The 20,092-nt window shown below is 62.0% G+C and carries 22 protein-coding genes and 1 pseudogene; 15 read left to right on the forward strand and 8 right to left on the reverse strand.

The features are described from left to right. On the forward strand, nucleotides 1–2,159 hold a 2,159-nt coding region (locus ACK5L9_RS11475), incomplete at its 5' end, for an adenosylcobalamin-dependent ribonucleoside-diphosphate reductase (RefSeq protein WP_416911598.1). Nucleotides 2,160–2,879: 720 nt separating this feature from the next. Here ACK5L9_RS11475 and ACK5L9_RS11480 read toward each other — a convergent pair. Beyond that, the gene (locus ACK5L9_RS11480) at nucleotides 2,880–3,458 is read right to left on the reverse strand and encodes a hypothetical protein (protein ID WP_416911599.1); all 579 of its coding nucleotides are present in this window, start codon (nucleotides 3,456–3,458) and stop codon (nucleotides 2,880–2,882) included. 358 nt (nucleotides 3,459–3,816) lie between these two features. Between ACK5L9_RS11480 and ACK5L9_RS11485 the strand changes: the two genes are divergently transcribed. The 5 genes from ACK5L9_RS11485 (at nucleotide 3,817) to ACK5L9_RS11505 (ending at nucleotide 8,250) form a co-directional block, all read left to right on the forward strand. Continuing rightward, nucleotides 3,817–4,659, forward strand: a complete 843-nt coding sequence (locus ACK5L9_RS11485) for a hypothetical protein (RefSeq protein WP_416911600.1) — start codon at nucleotides 3,817–3,819, stop codon at nucleotides 4,657–4,659. A gap of 252 nt (nucleotides 4,660–4,911) precedes the next feature. After that, entirely contained in the window at nucleotides 4,912–5,790 is an 879-nt protein-coding gene (locus ACK5L9_RS11490) for a hypothetical protein (protein WP_416911601.1), read from the forward strand. Between the two features lie 151 nt (nucleotides 5,791–5,941). Next, nucleotides 5,942–6,403 (forward strand): hypothetical protein, encoded by a 462-nt coding sequence (locus ACK5L9_RS11495; protein WP_416911602.1) that lies wholly within the window; start codon nucleotides 5,942–5,944, stop codon nucleotides 6,401–6,403. A 322-nt stretch (nucleotides 6,404–6,725) separates the two neighbouring features. Further along, nucleotides 6,726–7,604: a DUF6782 family putative metallopeptidase gene (locus tag ACK5L9_RS11500; RefSeq protein WP_416911603.1), complete on the forward strand. Its 879-nt coding sequence runs from the start codon at nucleotides 6,726–6,728 to the stop codon at nucleotides 7,602–7,604. Nucleotides 7,605–7,710: 106 nt separating this feature from the next. Next, entirely contained in the window at nucleotides 7,711–8,250 is a 540-nt protein-coding gene (locus ACK5L9_RS11505; RefSeq protein ID WP_416911604.1) for a hypothetical protein, read from the forward strand. A 77-nt stretch (nucleotides 8,251–8,327) separates the two neighbouring features. On the opposite strand, the gene ACK5L9_RS11510 is transcribed toward ACK5L9_RS11505, so the two are convergent. The 3 genes from ACK5L9_RS11510 to ACK5L9_RS11520 form a co-directional block, all read right to left on the reverse strand. Next, a complete protein-coding gene (locus ACK5L9_RS11510) occupies nucleotides 8,328–9,350 on the reverse strand; it encodes a hypothetical protein (protein ID WP_416911605.1) in 1,023 nt (340 codons plus the stop codon). Between the two features lie 78 nt (nucleotides 9,351–9,428). Next, nucleotides 9,429–10,334, reverse strand: a complete 906-nt coding sequence (gene rpoH / locus ACK5L9_RS11515) for an RNA polymerase sigma factor RpoH (protein WP_416911606.1) — start codon at nucleotides 10,332–10,334, stop codon at nucleotides 9,429–9,431. 152 nt (nucleotides 10,335–10,486) lie between these two features. After that, complete coding sequence (locus tag ACK5L9_RS11520; protein WP_416911607.1) at nucleotides 10,487–11,518, reverse strand: RluA family pseudouridine synthase; 1,032 nt, start codon at nucleotides 11,516–11,518, stop codon at nucleotides 10,487–10,489. Between ACK5L9_RS11520 and ACK5L9_RS11525 the strand changes: the two genes are divergently transcribed. Further along, the gene (locus ACK5L9_RS11525; RefSeq protein WP_416911608.1) at nucleotides 11,517–11,822 is read left to right on the forward strand and encodes a DUF6476 family protein; all 306 of its coding nucleotides are present in this window, start codon (nucleotides 11,517–11,519) and stop codon (nucleotides 11,820–11,822) included. The two genes, ACK5L9_RS11520 and ACK5L9_RS11525, sit on opposite strands and share 2 nt — an antisense overlap. On the opposite strand, the gene ACK5L9_RS11530 is transcribed toward ACK5L9_RS11525, so the two are convergent. Beyond that, nucleotides 11,813–12,061, reverse strand: coding sequence for an accessory factor UbiK family protein (locus ACK5L9_RS11530; RefSeq protein WP_416911609.1), 249 nt, complete (start codon nucleotides 12,059–12,061; stop codon nucleotides 11,813–11,815). The genes ACK5L9_RS11525 and ACK5L9_RS11530 overlap by 10 nt on opposite strands. A 117-nt stretch (nucleotides 12,062–12,178) precedes the next feature. Between ACK5L9_RS11530 and lgt the strand changes: the two genes are divergently transcribed. The 3 genes from lgt to pgeF are packed head-to-tail and all read left to right on the forward strand — an operon-like array spanning nucleotide 12,179 to nucleotide 14,863. After that, nucleotides 12,179–13,060, forward strand: coding sequence for a prolipoprotein diacylglyceryl transferase (gene lgt, locus ACK5L9_RS11535; RefSeq protein ID WP_416911610.1), 882 nt, complete (start codon nucleotides 12,179–12,181; stop codon nucleotides 13,058–13,060). Further along, entirely contained in the window at nucleotides 13,057–14,115 is a 1,059-nt protein-coding gene (locus ACK5L9_RS11540; protein WP_416911611.1) for a class I SAM-dependent methyltransferase, read from the forward strand. The genes lgt and ACK5L9_RS11540 overlap by 4 nt, the downstream gene beginning before the upstream one ends. Continuing rightward, entirely contained in the window at nucleotides 14,099–14,863 is a 765-nt protein-coding gene (gene pgeF, locus ACK5L9_RS11545) for a peptidoglycan editing factor PgeF (protein WP_416911612.1), read from the forward strand. The genes ACK5L9_RS11540 and pgeF overlap by 17 nt, the downstream gene beginning before the upstream one ends. A gap of 478 nt (nucleotides 14,864–15,341) precedes the next feature. Here pgeF and ACK5L9_RS11550 read toward each other — a convergent pair whose 3' ends face one another. Both ACK5L9_RS11550 and ACK5L9_RS11555 read right to left on the reverse strand, forming a co-directional pair. After that, a complete protein-coding gene (locus ACK5L9_RS11550; RefSeq protein ID WP_416911613.1) occupies nucleotides 15,342–15,569 on the reverse strand; it encodes a DUF1150 family protein in 228 nt (75 codons plus the stop codon). Between the two features lie 16 nt (nucleotides 15,570–15,585). Next, a complete protein-coding gene (locus tag ACK5L9_RS11555; protein WP_416911614.1) occupies nucleotides 15,586–15,996 on the reverse strand; it encodes an Hsp20 family protein in 411 nt (136 codons plus the stop codon). A 242-nt stretch (nucleotides 15,997–16,238) separates the two neighbouring features. Here ACK5L9_RS11555 and ACK5L9_RS11560 point away from each other — a divergent pair, with 242 nt between their 5' ends. The 5 genes from ACK5L9_RS11560 to ACK5L9_RS11580 are packed head-to-tail and all read left to right on the forward strand — an operon-like array spanning nucleotide 16,239 to nucleotide 19,245. Continuing rightward, on the forward strand, nucleotides 16,239–16,457 hold the full coding sequence (locus tag ACK5L9_RS11560; protein WP_416911615.1) for a YdcH family protein: 219 nt from the start codon (nucleotides 16,239–16,241) through the stop codon (nucleotides 16,455–16,457). 58 nt (nucleotides 16,458–16,515) lie between these two features. Then, a complete protein-coding gene (gene purE / locus ACK5L9_RS11565; RefSeq protein WP_416911616.1) occupies nucleotides 16,516–16,998 on the forward strand; it encodes a 5-(carboxyamino)imidazole ribonucleotide mutase in 483 nt (160 codons plus the stop codon). Continuing rightward, the gene (locus ACK5L9_RS11570) at nucleotides 16,995–17,753 is read left to right on the forward strand and encodes an NAD(P)-binding domain-containing protein (RefSeq protein WP_416911617.1); all 759 of its coding nucleotides are present in this window, start codon (nucleotides 16,995–16,997) and stop codon (nucleotides 17,751–17,753) included. Before purE ends, ACK5L9_RS11570 begins: the two co-directional genes overlap by 4 nt. Next, nucleotides 17,753–18,799: a 5-(carboxyamino)imidazole ribonucleotide synthase gene (locus ACK5L9_RS11575; protein WP_416911618.1), complete on the forward strand. Its 1,047-nt coding sequence runs from the start codon at nucleotides 17,753–17,755 to the stop codon at nucleotides 18,797–18,799. The genes ACK5L9_RS11570 and ACK5L9_RS11575 overlap by 1 nt, the downstream gene beginning before the upstream one ends. Then, on the forward strand, nucleotides 18,796–19,245 hold the full coding sequence (locus ACK5L9_RS11580; protein WP_416911619.1) for an NUDIX domain-containing protein: 450 nt from the start codon (nucleotides 18,796–18,798) through the stop codon (nucleotides 19,243–19,245). The genes ACK5L9_RS11575 and ACK5L9_RS11580 overlap by 4 nt, the downstream gene beginning before the upstream one ends. An 85-nt stretch (nucleotides 19,246–19,330) precedes the next feature. Here ACK5L9_RS11580 and ACK5L9_RS11585 read toward each other — a convergent pair. After that, a pseudogene (locus tag ACK5L9_RS11585) lies at nucleotides 19,331–20,092 on the reverse strand (amidophosphoribosyltransferase); the annotation flags it as partial.

The raw sequence follows: 20,092 nt of genomic DNA on the forward strand, positions 1-20,092 counted from the left end.
ACCGCGTCGCCCGCGATCTGGCCGCGGTCGAGGCCGATCCGGCCGCTTGGGAAGATCGCTTTCATGCCGCGCTGGAGGATTTCAGGTTTCTGCCTGCGGGCCGGATTCTGGCAGGTGCGGGCACGGGTCGGGCGGTCACACTGTTCAACTGCTTTGTCATGGGCACGATTCCCGACAGCATGGGCGGCATCTTCGAGATGCTGAAAGAGGCCGCGCTGACCATGCAGCAGGGCGGCGGAATCGGCTATGATTTCAGTACCATCCGCCCGCGCGGTGCGGCGGTGCACGGGGTGGCGGCGGACGCCTCGGGGCCGCTGTCCTTCATGGATGTCTGGGACGCAATGTGCCGCACGATCATGTCGGCGGGCAGCCGCCGCGGCGCGATGATGGCCACGATGCGCTGCGATCACCCCGATATAGAGCAGTTCATTCAGGCCAAGCAGGACAGCGCCCGGTTGCGCATGTTCAACCTGTCAGTGCTGATCACCGACGCCTTCATGGCGGCTGTCCGCGCCGATGGTCCCTGGGATCTGATCTTTGGCGGCAAGGTCTATCACACGGTACAGGCGCGCGACCTGTGGAACCGGATCATGCGCGCGACCTATGACTATGCCGAGCCGGGGGTGATCTTTATCGACCGGATCAACGAGGCCAACAACCTGAACTATGCAGAAACCATCGCCGCGACCAATCCTTGCGGCGAACAGCCCCTGCCGCCCTATGGTGCTTGCCTGCTGGGATCGGTCAATCTGGCCCGGTTGGTGACGGGCCCGTTCACCGATGCCGCGCGGCTGGATGCGGATGCGCTGGACGATCTGGTGCGGACCGCCGTGCGGATGATGGATAACGTGGTCGATGCGTCAAAGTTTCCGCTGCCGCAGCAGGCAGCCGAAGCGCGGGCCAAGCGCCGGATCGGGCTGGGCGTGACCGGGCTGGCCGATGCGCTGCTGATGCTGGGGCTGCGCTATGGTGCGGCGGATGCGGTGGAACAGACGCGCCAATGGATGAAAGCGATCGCGCGGTCGGCCTATCTGGCCTCGGTCGATCTGGCGCGCGAGAAGGGGGCGTTTCCGCTGTTCGACGCCGATGAATACCTGAAATCGGGCTTCATGGCGCGGATGGATGACGACCTGCGCGATGCGATCCGCACCCATGGCATCCGCAACGCCCTGCTGACCAGCATCGCCCCCACCGGCACGATCAGCCTTTATGCGGGCAATGTGTCATCGGGGATCGAGCCGGTTTTTGCCTATGCCTATACCCGCAAGGTGCTGCAAAAAGACGGCAGCCGGACCGAGGAAGAGGTCGTCGATTACGCCGTGCAGATGTGGCGCGATCTGAAAGGTGGCGCGCCATTGCCCGATTATTTCGTGAACGCTCAGACCCTGGCTCCGCGCGACCATGTCGCCATGCAGGCGGCGGCGCAGGAATGGGTGGACAGCTCCATCTCCAAGACCATCAATTGCCCCGTGGATATTTCCTTTGAGGATTTCAAGGATGTCTATCTGGCCGCCTGGGCTCTGGGTTGCAAGGGCTGCACCACCTATCGCCCGAACGACGTGACAGGCAGCGTTCTGTCGGTCAGCGAAACCGCCGATCAGGCCCCCGAGGCCGATCAGGGTGCCGATGTCGTCTATCTGACCGAGCCGCTGGACCGGCCCGCCGCGCTGGAAGGGGCGACCTACAAGCTGAAATGGCCGGGCAGCGAACACGCGATCTATATCACCATCAACGACATCGTTCAGGCCGGCCACCGCCGCCCCTTCGAGATTTTCATCAACTCGAAGAACATGGAACATTACGCCTGGACCGTGGCGCTGACCCGGATGGTTTCAGCGGTGTTCCGGCGCGGCGGCGATGTGTCCTTCGTGGTCGAGGAACTGAAGGCGGTGTTCGATCCGCGCGGCGGGGCGTGGATGGCGGGGCGCTATGTCCCCTCGATCCTGGCGGCCATCGGTGGCGTGATCGAACGCCACATGATCGCCATCGGCTTCCTTGAGGGCGAGGGGATGGGCCTGAAAGCAGACCCGAAATCCGAGGCGATGGCGGTCGGCGAACGCCCGCGTGGCCCGGCCTGCCCAAGCTGCGGGCAATACGGCATGCGCATGGTCGAGGGCTGCATGACCTGCCCGAACTGCGGGCATTCGAAATGCGGATGACGGGCGTTTCAGCGCATGTCACGGAAAGCAGGTATAGCTGACGGAAGCCAATTTGATCATCAAATTGGCGCAACATCAGCGTAAAATCAAATAGTTATAGCCTGAAAACATAATCAAAGGAAAGTCGTCAGGCTATAAATGCGCAGACAACGACATGTCTGCACAAAAGAGGAGGGGCTGCCACCGCCCCCCAATCTTGCAACCATCTGTTTCCATCGTGCCGGGCAAGCCGATGCTTGTGCAATGAGGCGCCAGCATCATCAGACTGCATTCCTCGCCCGGCCTCCTGCGGCAAAAGCAGCAACTTGCCGTTAAGGAAAGCTTTTCTCCTTCCGGATGATTGAAATTCTGAGGGATGGTTCTCGCCTCAGGCGTGCTTTCCGACGAAATGGCTTGCCTCTTGCAGAATTTTTCGCTGCGCCCAGCATTCCGTTACGGGAAGTTTTCAGCCTATGAGCGAGGCCGGTTTTTGCGACTTTCCGCTGACCAAGGGGAAGCCTCGCCGCAGCCAGATGACAGAACCACGGTCGCGGCCTAAGCTGAGACTCGTTTAAACAAAGACATTTCGGTTTGAACACGTGCAATTTTTAAAGCGAGAGTATAGTCATGCAAGTCAACGGTGCACAGCAGAATCAACGTACGGAAGCCGTTTCAAACAACACGACCAGCAGCATTAAAGGGCAGCCAGGCGGCGGGATGTCGCCGGTCCTGAAGGAGGCCCTAGGCGGGGTGCTGAAAGCGGTTGTTGACGGTATCGTTCAAGGGCTCACTCAGGGGCTTGCCAAGGGCGCTGGCGAAGGTCAGGCAAAGCCCGGCGACCGCCAGCACGGTCCTGGCAGCACTTCTTTCCCTCCTCCCGGTGGTCATGTTCCGCCTCCCGGTGGCCACGTTCCTCCTCCCGGTGGCCACGTTCCTCCTCCCGGTGGCCACGTTCCGCCTCCCGGTGGCCACGTTCCTCCTCCCGGTGGCCACGTTCCTCCTCCCGGTGGTCAGGTTCCGCCTCCCGGTGGCCATGTTCCGCCTCCCGGTGGTCACGTTCCTCCTCCCGGTGGTCAGGTTCCGCCTCATGGGCCTGACGACGGGGAAAAAGTTTCGCCAGAAATGGAGAAGAAGCTTAAGGAGGTGGGCGAAAAGATCGCAGAGTCCATCAAGAAAGCTATTGAGGAGATGAAAAACAAGGAAGAGGAAAAGAACAAAGGCCCAATAGAAAAAATCAAGGAAGCCATCGAAGAAATTTTGGAAAATGCCATGGGCGACGGGAAGGGAAAGGTTGATAAGGGGAAAGCTGAAAAGCTTCATAAATCTCCTTCGCAAATGGACCGGTTTAGGGACATGCAAATGGACCGGGCCAGGGAAATTTCAAGGGAAACCTCTGGCGATGGCCACATCCGCAAGCAGAATAATGTTAAATTCTAAAAAATATAAATTGGCACGCCTCTCGGAAGGATGATCAATTATTTAATGTATTCCTTCCGAAAATTATATGGCAGGTGTGGCGATTGTACTTGGATATATCTTTTAAAAGATTCCGAAGGCCGCCGCCTTGCCGAATAATTTTATCAAGATCAATTTAGACTGATTTTTTTGGTAGGTTTATATTAAAAAGTCCAGAGGAATTTTCTCCGAAGGGAAATGCCTACCTAATGTGTTAACGCATTTGCCGGCGAATCTTTATAGAATCGCCGGCATTTTTTTACCCAGTCTTGAAACCTTAAATTGGCGCGGAACTTTAAGGGGTGTGGCCATGCAAATTCATAGTTCGTATCAGAAACAACGCCTGACTGCTGTTCCGGCCAATCTGAATGTTCCCGCTGGTGGACAGCAATTCAGTGCGTTACGACCAGAGTTGAAACAATCGCTTGGCGGGTTGCTGAGTGGTGTTGTCGCGGGGCTTCCCGGTGGCGAAGCCCGGCGGCCGGGGCCGACGGCAAGCGGCAATACGGAAACCGGGCAGGTCAATGCGACACGCGCGGGGCTTGCGACCACTTTGGGCACCGGAGTTGCCCAACTTGCGGCACAATCTCCTTCGCTCATGCAGGATCTGGGCAAGCTGGAAGCCAAAGGCTGGGCGATCAAACACGGGATTCCGGGCGGCGGCTCTTATGTCAGCGGCAAAACGATCACGCTCGACCCCAGGCTGAACACCAGATCCATGGTTCAGGTTCTTGCGCATGAGGTCGGTCATGCCAATGACAATACCAGAATCGATACCCGTTCGCGCGAGGCCTATGTCAATTCCGCGCTGACCGGCGAGGGTCGGGCAACGATCAACAATATCAAGGTGCAGCGCGAAATCCTTGCCGCTGGGGGTCCGGACATCGGAATTGCCGGACGGAATGGCACGCAATATTCCCGGATCTATTCCGAGGCCCTGCGGACGGGCGATTTTGAAAAGGCCGCCTTCGATATTGGCCAGATTTTTGGCAGCAGAGAAAATACATCGACGACCGGCCAAACCTATGCAGATTATTACGGAAAATTTTACGACGCGCATTTCTGATCCCGCGATTACTGCATGCCGGGTCAGGGAACCCGAATTTCAACCGCCGGGGCCTGACCAAGCTCCGGCAACTTTTCTTGTGGCACGATCATAATATTGTGACGGAAAATTTCAGCCGATCCCCAATGCCGCTTTTCGCAGCTTTCCGCTTGGAGTGGCCTCGGCGCGGCAGGGGCTGATGACAGGCCGGGGCAAACGGCCTAGTTTTCAAACTGTTTGAGACCGAGTAAATTTTCGATAGGGAATATAGTCGTGCAACTTCATGGCGCAGACCGAACACAGGAAACCCGTGCAAATAATGTCGCGGCGAACCTGAACGCTCCGATCAGCCAGCAACCGCTCAAGGCGAACCGTCCGGAATTGTCGCAGGCCCTGGGCGGGGTGTTGAGTTCTGTTGTTGCCGGGCTTGGCCAGGGCGCGAAGGCACCTGATCCGGCCAGCAGCGAGACGGCCGCTCCGGGTCCGATGGAGGATCTGGGGGAAATCTGGGAAGATTTCAAGGAATGGCTGACAGGGTTAGGCAAGAAGGATCCCCCAAAACAGGGGGGAAAAAATCTGGACAAGGCAGAAAAGAAAGCCCTGGAGGGGATCGAAAAGAGCTTTGGTCCCGAAGTCGCGGAACTTGCTGGTAAATCGCCGACATTGCGCGAGGATCTGGTCACGCTTGAGCAAGAAGGCTGGACAGTCCACGAGGGCGATCCGGGCGGCGGTTCATATGCCGACCGTACCAATCGCGACATTGTCATTGATCCGGACAGGTCCGCCACAGACATCGTGCGCAGCATCGCGCATGAAGCCGGCCATGCCAAGGACAATACCCCGGCTGACATGAGCTCTCGTGAGGCCTATGTCGATTCCGCGCTGACCGGCGAAGGCCGGGCGACGATCAACAATATCAGGGTGCAGCGGGAAATTATTGAAACGGGCGGCCCGGATATAGGAATTTCCGGTGCCAATGGTGAAACATACAGCAAAATCTATGATCAGGCGGTCGCGTCGGGTGACTTTGAGCAAGGTGCCTACGAAATCGGACAGGTATTCAAGAACGGCGAACACACATCGACGAATGGACAGAGCTACGGAGACTATTATGGCTCCTTTTACGACAGGGTAACAGGCGAAGGCGGCTGATCCGAATTTCGGGCTTTGGCTCTGCCAGCCCAAATCGACGATACGGTTCGCCGGTTCCGCCACGGAGAAGAACGGTATGATGCGCTTGCGGGTCGGCAGTCTTGGCCTTTCACTGCTATTTATCATTCCATCGGCAGGGGTTGTCGAAGCCATGAAAAATGATGCTGTCGGCCTGTCTGCCGTCATGTCGATTGTCGAAGAGCTGCGGGGCGATGCCATTCGCCAGCGCGCGGTGATCGAGGGAACGTTCAAGACCACGCTGCAACCGAAGGACCGGACCTCGGCTTTTGAAATCTGGGGCGGGGGTCCGGTCACGTTCCGGGGAATCGATCTGAAATCGCTGGAATGGCGCAACCCCGTTGTCGCGGATGGCGCGACCGCCGGTCCGGCGCTGATCGTCGAAATGGGCACTGATGTGTGCATTTCACCGAAAGATCTTCGCAGCGCCTATCCGGAACACAAGCTGACCGGCATCCCGCGCGGCAATTCGCTGTCCGAAGAAACGGTCTGGTCGGTCGATCTGGGTCCGGGGAATCTGGTGTCGTTCGGCTTTCCCGAAAGTCGGCGGGAATGCATGTCGGGGCTTACGCTGAGGCTGGCAAGCCCAGCTTGAATTTGACCGCCTTACGGAATGTCTTGTGCGCGAGACATGCACCGCCCTGCCAGACTCGCAATCGGCAGGGCGGTGTTTTTTCACGATGGGTCAGCCCGCGCGGATTTCTTGCAGAACCCGCCATTGCGGGGCGGTTTGCAGCGGTTTCCTGCGGCGGGAGCCTGCCAAAACTGCGCCGCAGAAGCCTTTAGCCGATCCCGGCCACCGCTTTCGCGACTTTTCGCTTACCCGGGGGAAAGTTGCATCAAGTTTGATGACCCCGGAAAATTCTGTGCCTATTCTGAAAGCGTTTTGAGAGTGTGCATAATACAGGGGTATAGTTATGGAAATTCATTCAGTTAAGGCGAATCCGCAAGCCGACACCGCACAGGCCAAGTTGAACGTTCAGGCCGCCGGTTCGCTGCTTTCTGCGCCCCGGCCCGAAGTGAATCAGGCTTTGGGCGGGGTGATGCAGTCCGTTGTCGCGGGGCTTGGTCGTGACGCAACGTACGCACCTGCCCCCTTCGATGGTGTGGGGGACAGGGTTGGCGACGCCGCAGATAGGGCGTCGGACACGACCGCAGCTTCCAATAACAGTATTTGGGATATCTTTGAAAAGTTCAACGAGAAGATGGAGGACATAAAAGAGAAGCAAGCGAAGACAAAGGAGCAAAAGGCTCTTAAGGAAATCGAGCAGACCTTTGGTTCCGAGGTTGCCGATCTGGCGGCCAAGTCGCCGACTCTCCGGGCCGACCTCGCAAAGCTTGAGGCCGAGGGCTGGGAAATCAAAGAGGGCAATCCCGGTGGCGGTTCTTATGCTAATTCGGACAGCAAGGAAATTGTTCTTGATCCCAACATGGATGCCAATACAACCGTACAAACCCTTGCGCATGAAACTGGGCATGCCAAGGATACGTCGGGGGTCGATACCAGTTCACGCGAAGCCTATATCAGGACAACTCTTGATGGCGAAGGTTACGCAACGATCAACAATATCGAGGTTCAGCGCGAAATTCAAGCTGCCGGTGGCCCTGATATCGGCATCGCCGGGAACCACGATGCACAATACGAGCAAGCCTATGAACAGGGCGTGAAATCGGGTGATATGGACAAGGCGGCTGATGACATCGGCCAGATTTTCGGAAAGGGAGAACGCACCTCGACCACCGGCCAAACCTATGAGGATTATTATGGAGGGTATTACGATGCGCATCTTTCCTAGGGTCGTGAACCGAACTTGATCGCCTCAGGGTGCCGGAAGCTGCTGCTTCCGGTGCCCTTTATCGGAACGGATGAACCGGCCTGCGGAAGCTGTTAAGGAGAACCGGATGAGGCATTTGACGGCCAAAGGTCTTTGCCTGTCACTTTTGTTTGTATTTTCATCGTCGGGAGTTGTCGAAGCCATGGAAAATGATGATGCCAGTCTGTCTGCCGTCATGTCGCTTGTCGAGGAACTGAAGGGCGACGCCATTCGGCAGCGGACTGTAATCGAAGCGGCGTTTAACACGACCTTTCAGCGGATAGCGCGAGGAACCGACACCTATGAAAAATGGGGCGGGGGTCCGGTCACATATCGCGGGCTGGAATTTACGTCTGTTGAGTGGCGTAATCCCGTAGTCGAGAACGGCGCGACATCGGGGCCCATTCTGATCATCGAAATGGGATCCGACACCTGCATATCGCCAAAAGCGATCCGGAACGCCTATCCTGATCACAAACTGACCGGTATCCCGCGCGGAAATTCCTTGCAGGAAAGAACGGTCTGGTCCGTCGATCTGGGGCCGGGCAATCTTGTGTCCTTCGGTTTCAAGGAAAGCAGTCCGGACTGCTTGTCCGGGGTCGTACTGGATCTGGACAGCCCGACCTGAATCGGACACGAATGCCTTGTGCGCAAGGCACATCCCGCCCTGTCAGACTCGCAATCGGCAGGGCGGTTTTTCGTGTCTCAGCCCGCGCAGATTTGTTGCAGGGCCAGCCATTGTGGGGCCGTCAGCAGCGGCTTCGGGGGCGGGGTCGTGCGGAACGGATCGGCTTCGATCAGGCCCAACACCGCCTGGCCCGTCGGGTCGATCGAACGGGCATAGGGTTCGCTGCTGATCCCCTTTTCCATCAGCGCCGCCAGCATCCGCATGTCGTCAGGCGCGGGCGAAGGTTGCAGCAGCAATTGCTGGCCATATCCCTTCAGCGCGTCAGCGGGCAGGCTGCCCAGCGTCATCAGGCGCAGCACCGCGCCCAGCCCGGCATGGCGCAGCGCGTCCTGCATCATCTGCCGGTCATCGCCGGCCAGTTGCGCGGCAATCAGATGGCCTGCCGCCGCCTCGGGGCCGGGGCTGCCGGCCAGCATGTCGCTGCCGATCACGTAAAGCTGGCCGGGCAGGTGCCTTGCACCATTGACGGGGCCGGGGACGACGCGGATCGCGGCGGCTTTGCCGATCAGGCGCGGCGCGATCCAGTCCAGCACGGCCTGCCCGGATTCGCGTTCGCAGACCGGGCCGGTGCTGCGGGCGATGTCCGCCAGCACCGCCTCGCCCACAGCGCGGGCCTGCGCGGGCGGGGCGATGCGGGCGGCGTGGCGGATCAGGGCGTCAGGCAGCCAGACCACCGCCGCCGCAGCCATGGCCAGCACCGCCGTCAGAAACAGCCCCCCGCGCAGCCGCCCCGGATGTGCACGCCGCGCGGCGATGGCGCGGTGCACACGCTCGATCGCGCCGATCATCAGCGGATCATCGATTTCCAGCGTTTCGTCGGGGCCTTCGGCGCGGGGGCTGTAGATGGCGGGGCTCTTGCCGGGATTCAGCCGCGTGACCGCTGGCAGCGACCAATGCGACAACGGCGTTTCGGATTTCGGATCATACAGGATCAGAGAAGCATCGCCGACCGAGACCACGACCTCGCGCAGCCGGGCATCAGGGGTCTCGCGCCACGAGCCCTGCGCCTCCAAGCGTTCGAATTCCGTCAGCGCCGTCATGGGGTTGCGTGCCTGCTGTTTGCGACGACCATAGCGCCGCCGCAGGGCAGGTCAACCGCGACACCATGTCTGGCGCGATCAATCCGTATCCGGCACGCGCATACCCTTTTCGCGCGCCAGCACCCGCATCCGGTCTTGCAGCTTTTCAAAGGCGCGGACCTCGATCTGGCGGATCCGTTCGCGCGACACGTCATAGCGCGCCGACAGATCCTCCAGCGTCATGGGATCGTCGCGCAGGCGGCGTTCCATCAGGATGTCCTTTTCACGGTCGTTCAGCACATCCATCGCCGCAAGCAGCATCTGGCGGCGGGTATCCATTTCTTCGGATTCGGCATAGGCCTCGGCCTGATTGGCGTCCTCATCCTCAAGCCAGTCCTGCCATTGCGCGGTCGCGTCGCCATCGCCCGAACCCACCGTCGCGTTCAGCGAGGCGTCACCGCCCGACAGGCGGCGGTTCATCTCGATCACCTCTTGCTCGGTGACGTTCAGGTCATGGGCGATCTGGGCGACGTTTTCGGGGCGCAGATCGCCCTCTTCCAGCGCGCCGATCCGCGATTTGGCCTTGCGCAGGTTGAAGAACAGCTTTTTCTGCGCGCTGGTCGTGCCCATCTTGACCAGCGACCACGAGCGCAGGATATATTCCTGAATCGAGGCACGGATCCACCACATCGCATAGGTGGCCAGCCGGAAGCCCTTTTCGGGATCGAACCGCTTGACCGCCTGCATCAACCCGACATTCGCCTCGGAAATCACCTCGGCCTGCGGCAGGCCATAACCGCGATAGCCCATGGCGATCTTGGCGGCCAGCCGCAGGTGGCTGGTCACAAGCTGATGGGCGGCCTCGCTGTCCTCGTGATCGGCCCAGGCCTTGGCCAGCATGTATTCCTGTTCCGGCTCAAGCAGGGGAAACTTGCGGATTTCCTGAAGATAGCGGTTCAGCCCCTGTTCGGGGCTGGGGGCAGGAAGATTCGCATAATTCGCCATATCAGACGCCTTTCGCAGATGTAATGCAACGCAAAGGCGAGGGGTTCGGTTCCATCGGGTCTTGCGCAGGTTCCGGGTTTTCCGGGAACAAGATCATAAGATATTTCGTCGGGATTGGGCAGGATATTCTCCGGGCACGCATCACGTTACCGTCAGGTTTCCGCTGTCATGCGCAAGCTTGCGGCCAAAGCCTGCATGTCCGGGGGCATGGGGCTGTCGAAGGCCAGCTTTTCGCCGGTGACTGGGTGCTCAAAACCCAGATGCGCGGCATGCAGCGCCTGACGCGGAAATTCGCCCGCCGCCTGCGCCGCCCCGTGCCCGAGCGCCCGGACCGAAGCCCTGCGCCCCCCGCCATAGACCGGATCGCCGATCAGCCCCAGCCCGGCATGGGCCATATGAACGCGGATCTGATGGGTTCGGCCGGTTTCCAGACGGCATTCGACCAGCATCGCGGCGGGCGGGGTGCCAAAGGGTTCGATCATACGGGCGCGGGTGACGGCGTGGCGGCCCCTGTCGAAATAGACGGCCTGCCGCTGACGGTCGGTCGCGTGACGGGCCAGCCGGGTTGTGATCTTCAGTACGCCGCCATCCTCAAGGCTGACGCCGGGCGTGCCGCGCAGGCGCGGATCGCCTGCGTCGATCACCCCGTGGGCCAGCGCAAGATAAAGGCGCTGCGCCGTATGCGCCTCGAACTGGGCGGCCAGCCCGTGATGGGCGCGATCCGATTTCGCCACCACCAGCAGGCCCGAGGTGTCCTTGTCGATCCGGTGAACGATGCCGGGCCGCCGCTCTCCGCCGATACCGGACAGCGAATCGCCGCAATGGGCCAGCAGCGCGTTGACCAGCGTGCCATTCGGGCTGCCGGGGGCGGGGTGGACGACCATGCCTGCTGGCTTGTCGATCACGATCAGGTCATCGTCCTCATGCGCGATGACAAGGGGGATCGCCTCGGGGCGGGTCTCGACGGGTTCAGGGGCGGGCAGGGCGATCCGGTAGGATTCGCCCTCGGCCACGCGGGCCTTGCCGTCGCGCACCACGCCGCCCGCTCCGCTGACCGCGCCATCGGCGATCAGCCGCGACAGGCGCGAACGCGACAATGCCGCTTGCTCTGGCACCGCCTGCGCAAGCGCCTTATCAAGCCGCTCAGGCGGATTGGCCGGGATGATGACGACAAGGTTCGACATGGGCGAAGATGATATCGACTGGAAGGAAACGGCGAAAGCGGTACCAGAGCTGCGGTTTCTGAAAACCCTTGTGACCGGGCTTTCGCTGGTGATGGGGTTCGGGATGATCGCCATCGTGGCGCTGTTGTGGATCCGGCTGGGCGACACACCGCTGCCGCAACTGCCGCCCAATATCGAACTGCCCGACGGGGCGCGCCCCGAAGCCGTGACCTTTGCCCGCGACTGGACGGTGATCGTCACCGGCAAGGGCGAGGTGCTGCTGTACGACCGTGCGGGCCGGTTGCGCGACCGGGTTCAGCCCTGAGCCTTCGCCTCCAGCGTATCCAGCCGCGCCTTCAGTTCGGCATTTTCGGTGCGCGCCTTGATGGCCATCTCGCGCACTGCGTCGAATTCCTCTCGCGTGACGAAATCGCGGTCGGCCAGCCAGCGATCGACCCAGCTTTTCATCGCGGTCTCGGCTTCGGTCTTGGCCCCCTGCGCGACACCCATGGCATTGGTCATCAGCTTGGACATATCGTCGAAAAACTTGTTCTGCGTGCTCATCCTGCCTGCCCTCCGGCTTTTGTCTGGGTGCTATATGGGGCGGTTCGCGTCCGGGTTCAATGTTGACACCGTGCGCTGCCTGACTAGCCTGCGCCGCGAATCCGGCCCCGAGGCATCATGATCCCCTTTCCCGACATCCAGCCCGAGATATTCACCCTGCATCTGGGCGGCCTCAGCCTGTCGCTGCGATGGTACGCGCTGGCCTATCTGGCGGGGCTGCTGATCGGCTGGCGCATCCTGATCCGGATGATGGGCCGCCGGGCGATCTGGGGCGACCGCGCACCGATGCGTGTCGATGCGGTGGACGACCTGCTGACCTGGGTGATTCTTGGCGTCGTTCTGGGCGGCAGGCTGGGTTTTGTGATCTTCTACGAACCGGGCTTCTACCTGTCGAACCCGACCGAGATCATCAAGGTCTGGAATGGCGGGATGAGCTTTCACGGAGGCTTTGCCGGGGTGATCGTGGCGACCTGGCTGTTCTGCCGCCGGCGCGGGGTACCGCCCTTGCGGCTGGCCGATGCCATGGCCATCGTCGCCCCTATCGGCCTGTTCTTCGGCCGGATCGCGAATTTCATCAATGCCGAGCTGTGGGGCCGCCCGACAGACCTGCCCTGGGGGGTGATCTTTCCGGGCGATGCGGCGCAATTCTGCCCCGGCATGCAGGGCCTTTGCGCGCGCCATCCCAGCCAGCTTTACGAGGCCGCGCTTGAGGGGCTGTTGCTGGGCCTGATCCTGTGGGCGGTGCTGCGCCGGGGCGGTCTGCGCTGGCCCGGCCTGTGCTTTGGGATCTTCCTTTGCGGTTACGGGCTGGCGCGGATGTTCGTGGAACTGTTTCGCCTTGCCGATCAGCAATTCATCACCCCCGGCAATCCGCTTGGCCATGTCATCGGCGGGCCGGTGATCGGGCTGACCATGGGCCAGCTTCTGTCGCTGCCGATGGCGGCGCTGGGGCTGTTCTTCATCATCCGCGCCCGCCGCGCCGCGCCGGTCGCTGCATGACGCCGCTGGCCGCGATCATCGCCGGGCGCATCCGTGCCACCGGCCCGATGACGCTGGCCGATTACATGGAGCTTTGCCTGCTGCACCCGCAGCACGGCTATTACTCCACCCGCGACCCCTTTGGCCGCGCCGGCGATTTCACCACCGCGCCCGAAATTTCCCAGATTTTCGGCGAGATCTGCGGCCTTGCACTGGCGCAGGCATGGCTGGATCAGGGTCGCCCCGCGCCCTTTACCCTGGCCGAGCCGGGGCCGGGCCGGGGCACGCTGATGGCCGACATGCTGCGCGTCCTGCGGTCGGCTCCGGGCATGACGGATGCTGCGCAGGTCGCGCTGATCGAGGCCTCGCCGCATCTGCGCGGGGTTCAGCGCGACCGTCTGGGCGCGGTGACGCATCTGGACCATATCGACGATCTGCCCCGCCAGCCGCTGTTCCTGATGGCGAATGAATTTTTCGACGCCCTGCCCATTCGCCAGTTCCAGCGCGTCGAAACCGGCTGGGCCGAACGCGTCATCGGGCTTGCGGGCACGGGGTTGTGCATGGGCCTTGCGCCACCGGTCGATCTGCCCCGTCAGGGCCGGATCGGCGACGTGATCGAGGATTGCCCCGCCGCGCCCGCGATCATGGCCACCATCGCGGGCCGGATCGCCGCGCATGGCGGGGCGGCGATCATTGTCGATTACGGCGGCTGGAACGGCTTTGGCGACACGTTTCAGGCCCTGCGCAACCACCGGCCCGAGGATCCCCTGGCCCATCCCGGTCAGGCCGATCTGACCGCCCATGTCGATTTCGCGCCGCTGGCCGTGGCGGCGCTGCGGGCAGGGGCGCAGGTGTCGCGCCCGGTCCATCAGGGCGAATGGCTGCTGTCGCTGGGGGCGGGCGCGCGGGCAGGCCGCCTTGCCGGGGCGGGCGATTCCTCGGCCCCCGACTCGCTTCAACGCTTGACCGATCCGCAGGAAATGGGTCACCTGTTCAAAGCGATGGCCATCTGGCCAGCGGGGGCACCGCCGGTGCCCGGATTCGAGGCGCTGAGACAGAATGCACCTGACACTTGAAATCCTGACCCACCCTTTGCTTGCCGATGTCCGGCACGGCTTTTTCACGCGCAAGGGCGGTGCGTCGTCGGGCCTGTTCGCGGGGTTGAACTGCGGTCGCCGGTCCAGCGATCAGACCGACATGGTGGTGGTGAACCGCGCACGCGTGGCCGAGGCGATGGGGGTGCCGCCGCATCTGCTGGCAACGGTCACGCAGGTTCATTCCGCCGATGTGATCACTTTGGGGCCGGATGACGATGTCGAGGCGATTCGCGACACGCGCGCCGACGGCATCGTAACCACCCGGCGCGACGTGGCGCTTGCGGTGCTGACGGCGGATTGCCAGCCGATCCTTCTGGCCGATCCGGGCGCGGGTGTGGTCGGGGCCTGTCACGCGGGCTGGCGCGGGGCGCTGGCCGGGGTGATCCAGAACACGGTGGCGGCGATGCGGACGCTTGGCGCGATCAACATTCGCGCCGTGATCGGCCCGACGATCAGCCAGCGCGCCTATGAGGTCGGGCCCGATTTCATGGAGGATTTTCTGGCCGAAGATCCCTATTATCACCGCTTTTTCGCGGGTGGTCCCAATGGCCGGCCCATGTTCGACCTGCCCGGCTATGGCCTTGCCCTGCTGCGCGAGGCGGGGGTGATGGTCGAATGGTCGGGCCACTGCACCTATTCCGACCCCCAGCGGTTTTTCAGCTATCGCCGGGCAAGGCACGAGGGGCAGCCCGATTACGGACGCCTGATCAGTGCCATTGGCTTGTGATGTATCGCTGACGAAAGCCGGTTTGATCATCAAACTGGCGCAGCATCAGCGTAAAATCAAGTGGTTATAGCCTGAAATCATAATCAACATAAAGTCGTCAGGCCATGGCGTCACTTGCGCCATCTGCGACCTGGAATTTTTGCCGCGCCGCAGGCTTTGGCAGGGGGTCCGGGGGGTGCACCCCCCCCGGCCATCGCGGGACGCAAATCTGCGGCGGTGCCGTTCAGGCAGCTTGTGGCGGCGGGTCAGGCAGCGACGCCGCGCATGAAACGCCCACGCCCCCCCTGGCGCGGATTTCTGATGGCAAGCCCGGCAATTATGGCGAACAACCCCTGACGGGCTGCCGCCCTCACCGCCAGTTGCGAGGGCAGGATGACTTTCATCGCCGGTCCGGTGAACTGCCGGAATACCGGCGATCAGGTCGCGACACGGGGCGTGCAGGGGCGGCGACGGGGCAGCCCCTGGCGCGTGCAGACGTTCAGTGGACGCTGACCGGGGTCAACTGGTTCTGACGTGCCAGCATGAAGGCCATTGCCCTTTCACGCACCAGCGCAAGCCGTTCGCCTTCGGAATCGTGGACGGCATACATCTTGTCCACGCCCGGCACCTGCTCGCGGATTTCATGCGGCAGCGACTTGGTTTCCACCAGACGGATATAAACAGTGTTACTGGTATCGGCGTCTTCGAAATGAAACTTGGTATCCATGGTAATCCCCTTATTGTTATTTGCGGTTGATCGGGATGGTCTGGACGACCTGCTGCGGTGTAATGCGCCGCAAATCTATATGAAGAAGTCCGTTTTCCATCTGGGCCGAGATGACCTCGACCCCGTCGGCCAGCACGAAACTGCGCTGGAAAGCCCGAGCCGCGATTCCCCGGTGCAGGAACACCCGTTCCTCTTCCGTTTCTGCCATGCGGCCACGGACGACAAGTTGCCTGTCCTCTGTGGTCACTGTCAAATCGTCCTCGGCGAAACCGGCAACGGCCAACGTAATGCGAAAGCCATCCGGGGCGATATGCTCGATATTATATGGAGGATAGCCTTCGGCGCCTTTTGCGGCACGCTCGGCCAGCCGTTCCAGTTGATCAAAGCCCAGCAGATAGGGATGTGCCCCCAATGAAATCTTGCTCATCTTCAGCCCTTTATTCATCAAGCGACTGTTCGCGCGAACCCCATTTCCGGCGATCCGCATGGCTTTAATATGTGATGACACATTCGATCCCGCAAGAGCCCGTTCGGATGGTCTCTGTGACGTGAAAGGACAGGTGGCGTTTTTTTGTGCAAATTCTTGCCGAAGCAATGATCTTGTTAACAAGGCCGGAACAAGCCGCTATAACGGGTTTCAGATGCTCATGCGCAGTAAAGTGTCATCCGATGAACATGCACCCCGAAATGTCCCACGAGGAAATCATTCGCACCCGGCTGGCCGCCCTGCGCTGCGAGCATCGCGATCTGGACGAGGCGATTGCCGCCTTGAGCACGCAGCAACTGACGTCCTCGTTGACCTTGCAGCGGCTGAAAAAACAAAAGCTGTGCCTCAAGGACCAGATCGTCCAGCTTGAGGATGAGCTGACCCCCGATATCATCGCCTGATTGCAGCGGCCCGGCTGGCGCGTTATGGCTTGCGCCGGCAGGATAAAGGGGATGGCCCATGGAAAAGCCGGTCGGAATCATCATGGGCAGCCAGTCGGACTGGCCCACCATGAACGAGGCGGCTGCGATTCTGGATGAGCTTGGGGTCGGATACGAGACCCGCATCGTCAGCGCCCATCGCACCCCTGACCGGCTGTGGGACTATGGCAAGACGGCGGTGTCGCGCGGGCTGAAGGTGATCATCGCGGGCGCAGGCGGGGCAGCGCATCTGCCGGGCATGATGGCCTCCAAGACCCGCGTGCCGGTGATCGGGGTGCCGGTACAGACCCGCGCGCTGTCCGGTGTCGATTCGCTTTATTCCATCGTGCAGATGCCCAAGGGCTTTCCGGTGGCGACCATGGCCATCGGCGCGCCGGGGGCGGCGAATGCCGGACTGATGGCAGCAGGCATCCTGGCGCTTGGCGACCCGGCGCTTGCACAGCGTCTGGATGACTGGCGCGCGGCCTTGTCGGCCAGTATCCCCGAGGAGCCCGAAACATGAGCGATCTTGGTTTCATCGGCACAGGTCATATCGCTGCCCCCATGGTCCGCCATCTGGCCACCAAGGGGCATCGGATCACCGTCACCCGGCGCAATGCCGCCATCGCCGCGCAACTGGTCGCCGAATCGGGCGTCGCGCAGGGCGATGCGCAGCAGGTGATCGACGCGTCGGACATCGTTTTCCTGTGCCTTCGCCCCGAGGCTGCCGCTTCCGTGCTGGAGCCGTTGCAGTTTCGTGCCGGGCAGCGGATCGTCTCGGTGATGGCGGGGGTACCGCATGCGCAGCTTGCCGCACTTTGCGCCCCGGCGTCGGATTTCGTCCAGACGATCCCGCTGGGGTTTCTGGAACAGGGCGGCTGCCCCTTGCCCGCCTTTGGCGATGCCGCGCTGCTGGCCGATCTGTTCGCGCCCGAAAACCCGGTCGTGCCGGTGGATGGCGAAGCAGCGCTGAACGCCCATTTCGCGATCACCGCCATGGTGCCGGGCTTGCTGGATCTGATGAACAGCGGCGCAGAATGGCTTGCCGGGCAAACCGGCGATGCCGACCGGGCCGAGTTTTATACGACACAGCTTGTCTCGGGGTTTCTGCACAGCATGGCGCGGGGCGGGGCAGGGCGCCTGTTGGCAGAGCGTGACGAACTGGCCACGCCCGGCACGCTGAGCCTGCAAATGACGACCGCGCTGCGCGATGGCGACGCCCATGACCTGCTGCAACAGGCGCTGGCCGCCATCGGCAAGCGGCTGGAGAATTCCTGATGAGCCAACCCCGCCCCGTCCGCACGATCGGCATTCTTGGCGGGGGTCAGCTTGGCCGCATGCTGTCAGTCGCGGCCAGCCGGCTTGGCCTGCGCTGCCATATTTACGAACCCGGCGCCGCCCCTGCGGGCGATGTGGCCCATGCGCTGACCACCGCTCCCTATGACGATCACGGCGCGCTGCGCGGCTTTGCCGAATCTGTCGATGTGATCACCTATGAATTCGAGAACGTGCCGACCTCGGCACTGGATCTGCTGGAATCAATCCGCCCGATCCGCCCGAACCGGCGCGCGCTGGCGGTCTCGCAAGACCGGCTGGCGGAAAAGGCATTTCTGAACGAAATCGGGCTGGCAACCGCGCCCTTCGCCAATGTGCCGGATCAGGCCGGTCTGGCGGCGGCGGTCACGCGGCTCGGCACACCGGCGATCCTGAAAACCCGACGCATGGGCTATGACGGCAAGGGGCAGGTGCGGATAGATCGGGCAGAGGCGGCGGACTGGACCGGCGCGCCCTCGGTGCTGGAGGGGTTTGTCGATTTCACCGCCGAAATCAGCGTGATCATCGCGCGCGGCACGGACGGGCAGGTTGCGGCCTTCGATCCGGGGCTGAACGTCCATCAGGGCGGGATCCTGCGCAGCACCACCGTGCCCTGCGGCCTGCCCGCGCGGGTGACGACCGACGCCGTGCTGATCGCCGCGCGAATCGCCAATGCGCTGGATTACGTTGGCGTCATGGGGGTCGAACTTTTCGCGACCCCGCAGGGGCTGATCGTGAACGAAATCGCCCCACGCGTCCATAATTCCGGCCACTGGACTCAGGCGGGCTGCGCCGTCGATCAGTTCGAACAGCACATACGCGCCGTGGCGGGCCTGCCGCTTGGCGATGGCAAACGTTACGCCGATGTGGTGATGGAAAACCTGATCGGTGGCGATATTGCCCGTCTGCCCGACCTGCTGGCAACTCCGGACACGCAGCTCCATCTTTACGGCAAGGCCGAGGCTCGACCGGGCCGCAAGATGGGCCATGTCAATCGCATCGTCAGATGAGGCGGGCAGGCCCCCGGCTGGCTGTCCGCGCCGCAATCCTGCGCGATGGCCGGCTGCTGGTGGTCAATGCATATCCGGGCCAGCAATCCGACCTGTGGTGCCTGCCCGGCGGCGGGGTCATGCCGGGCCAGTCGCTGCCCGACAATCTGATCCGCGAGGTGGCCGAGGAAACCGGTCTTCGCATCGCGGTCGGTGCGCTGGTCATGGTGAATGAATTCCACGATCCCGAAAGCGGCTTTCACCAGGTCGAACTGTTCTTTCGCGCCAGCCTGACCGCCGCAGAGGCGCGGATCACCCTCGCCGATCCCGAGGGCGTGGTGAATCGCTTTTGCTGGGTGACGCGCGCGGAACTGGCCAGCCTGCGGCACAAACCCGACAGTCTGACGCAAGCGGTCTGGGGCGAAGCCGTGGCGATTTATGATCCGCTGGAGGTAATCGTTCCCTGAATACCCGCCCGCGCCCCATGCGTGGCGGCAAAACGGGGGTCCGGGGGCAGAGCCCCCGGCCATCGCGGGACGCAATGCAGCGGCGCTATTCGGCGGCCTCGTTGACCGCCGTTTCCGAACCCGGCCTCATGCGAAACCCGCGCTCAAGCTGATCGAAGGGCGCGACGGGATAATCCCCTGAAAAGCAGGCATCGCAATATTGCGGGCATTCGGCATTGCGTCCGCCAGCCTCGCCCACCGCGCGATACAGCCCGTCCAACGACACGAAGGACAGCGAATCGACGCCGATCCAGTTGCGCATCTCTTCGGGCGACATCTGCGCTGCCAACAGCTTTTCGCGGTCGGGCGTGTCCACGCCATAGAAACAGGGCCAGGCTGTCGGTGGCGAGGCGATGCGGAAATGCACCTCGGCCGCGCCGGCATCCAGGATCATGTCCTTCATCTTGCGGCTGGTTGTGCCGCGCACGACGCTGTCATCGACCAGCACCACCCGCTAGCCCGCGATCAGCGCGCGGTTGACGTTCAGCTTGAGCCGTACGCCCATATTGCGGATCTGCTCGGTCGGCTCGATGAAGGTGCGACCGACATACTGATTGCGGATGATCCCCATGCCATAGGGAATCCCGGATTCCTGGGCAAAACCAATGGCGGCGGGGGTGCCGCTGTCGGGCACCGGGCAGACCAGATCAGCCTCGACCGGGGCCTCGCGCGCAAGTTCCACGCCAATCTGCCGCCGGGTCTCATAGACTGATCGACCGCCGATAATCGAATCGGGGCGCGAGAAATAGACATGCTCGAAGATGCAAAAGCGCCCCTGCGAGGGGCCGAAGGGACGGCTGCTTTCGAC

The organism is Paracoccus sp. (in: a-proteobacteria) (assembly GCF_047973135.1).
GTDB lineage: Bacteria > Pseudomonadota > Alphaproteobacteria > Rhodobacterales > Rhodobacteraceae > Paracoccus.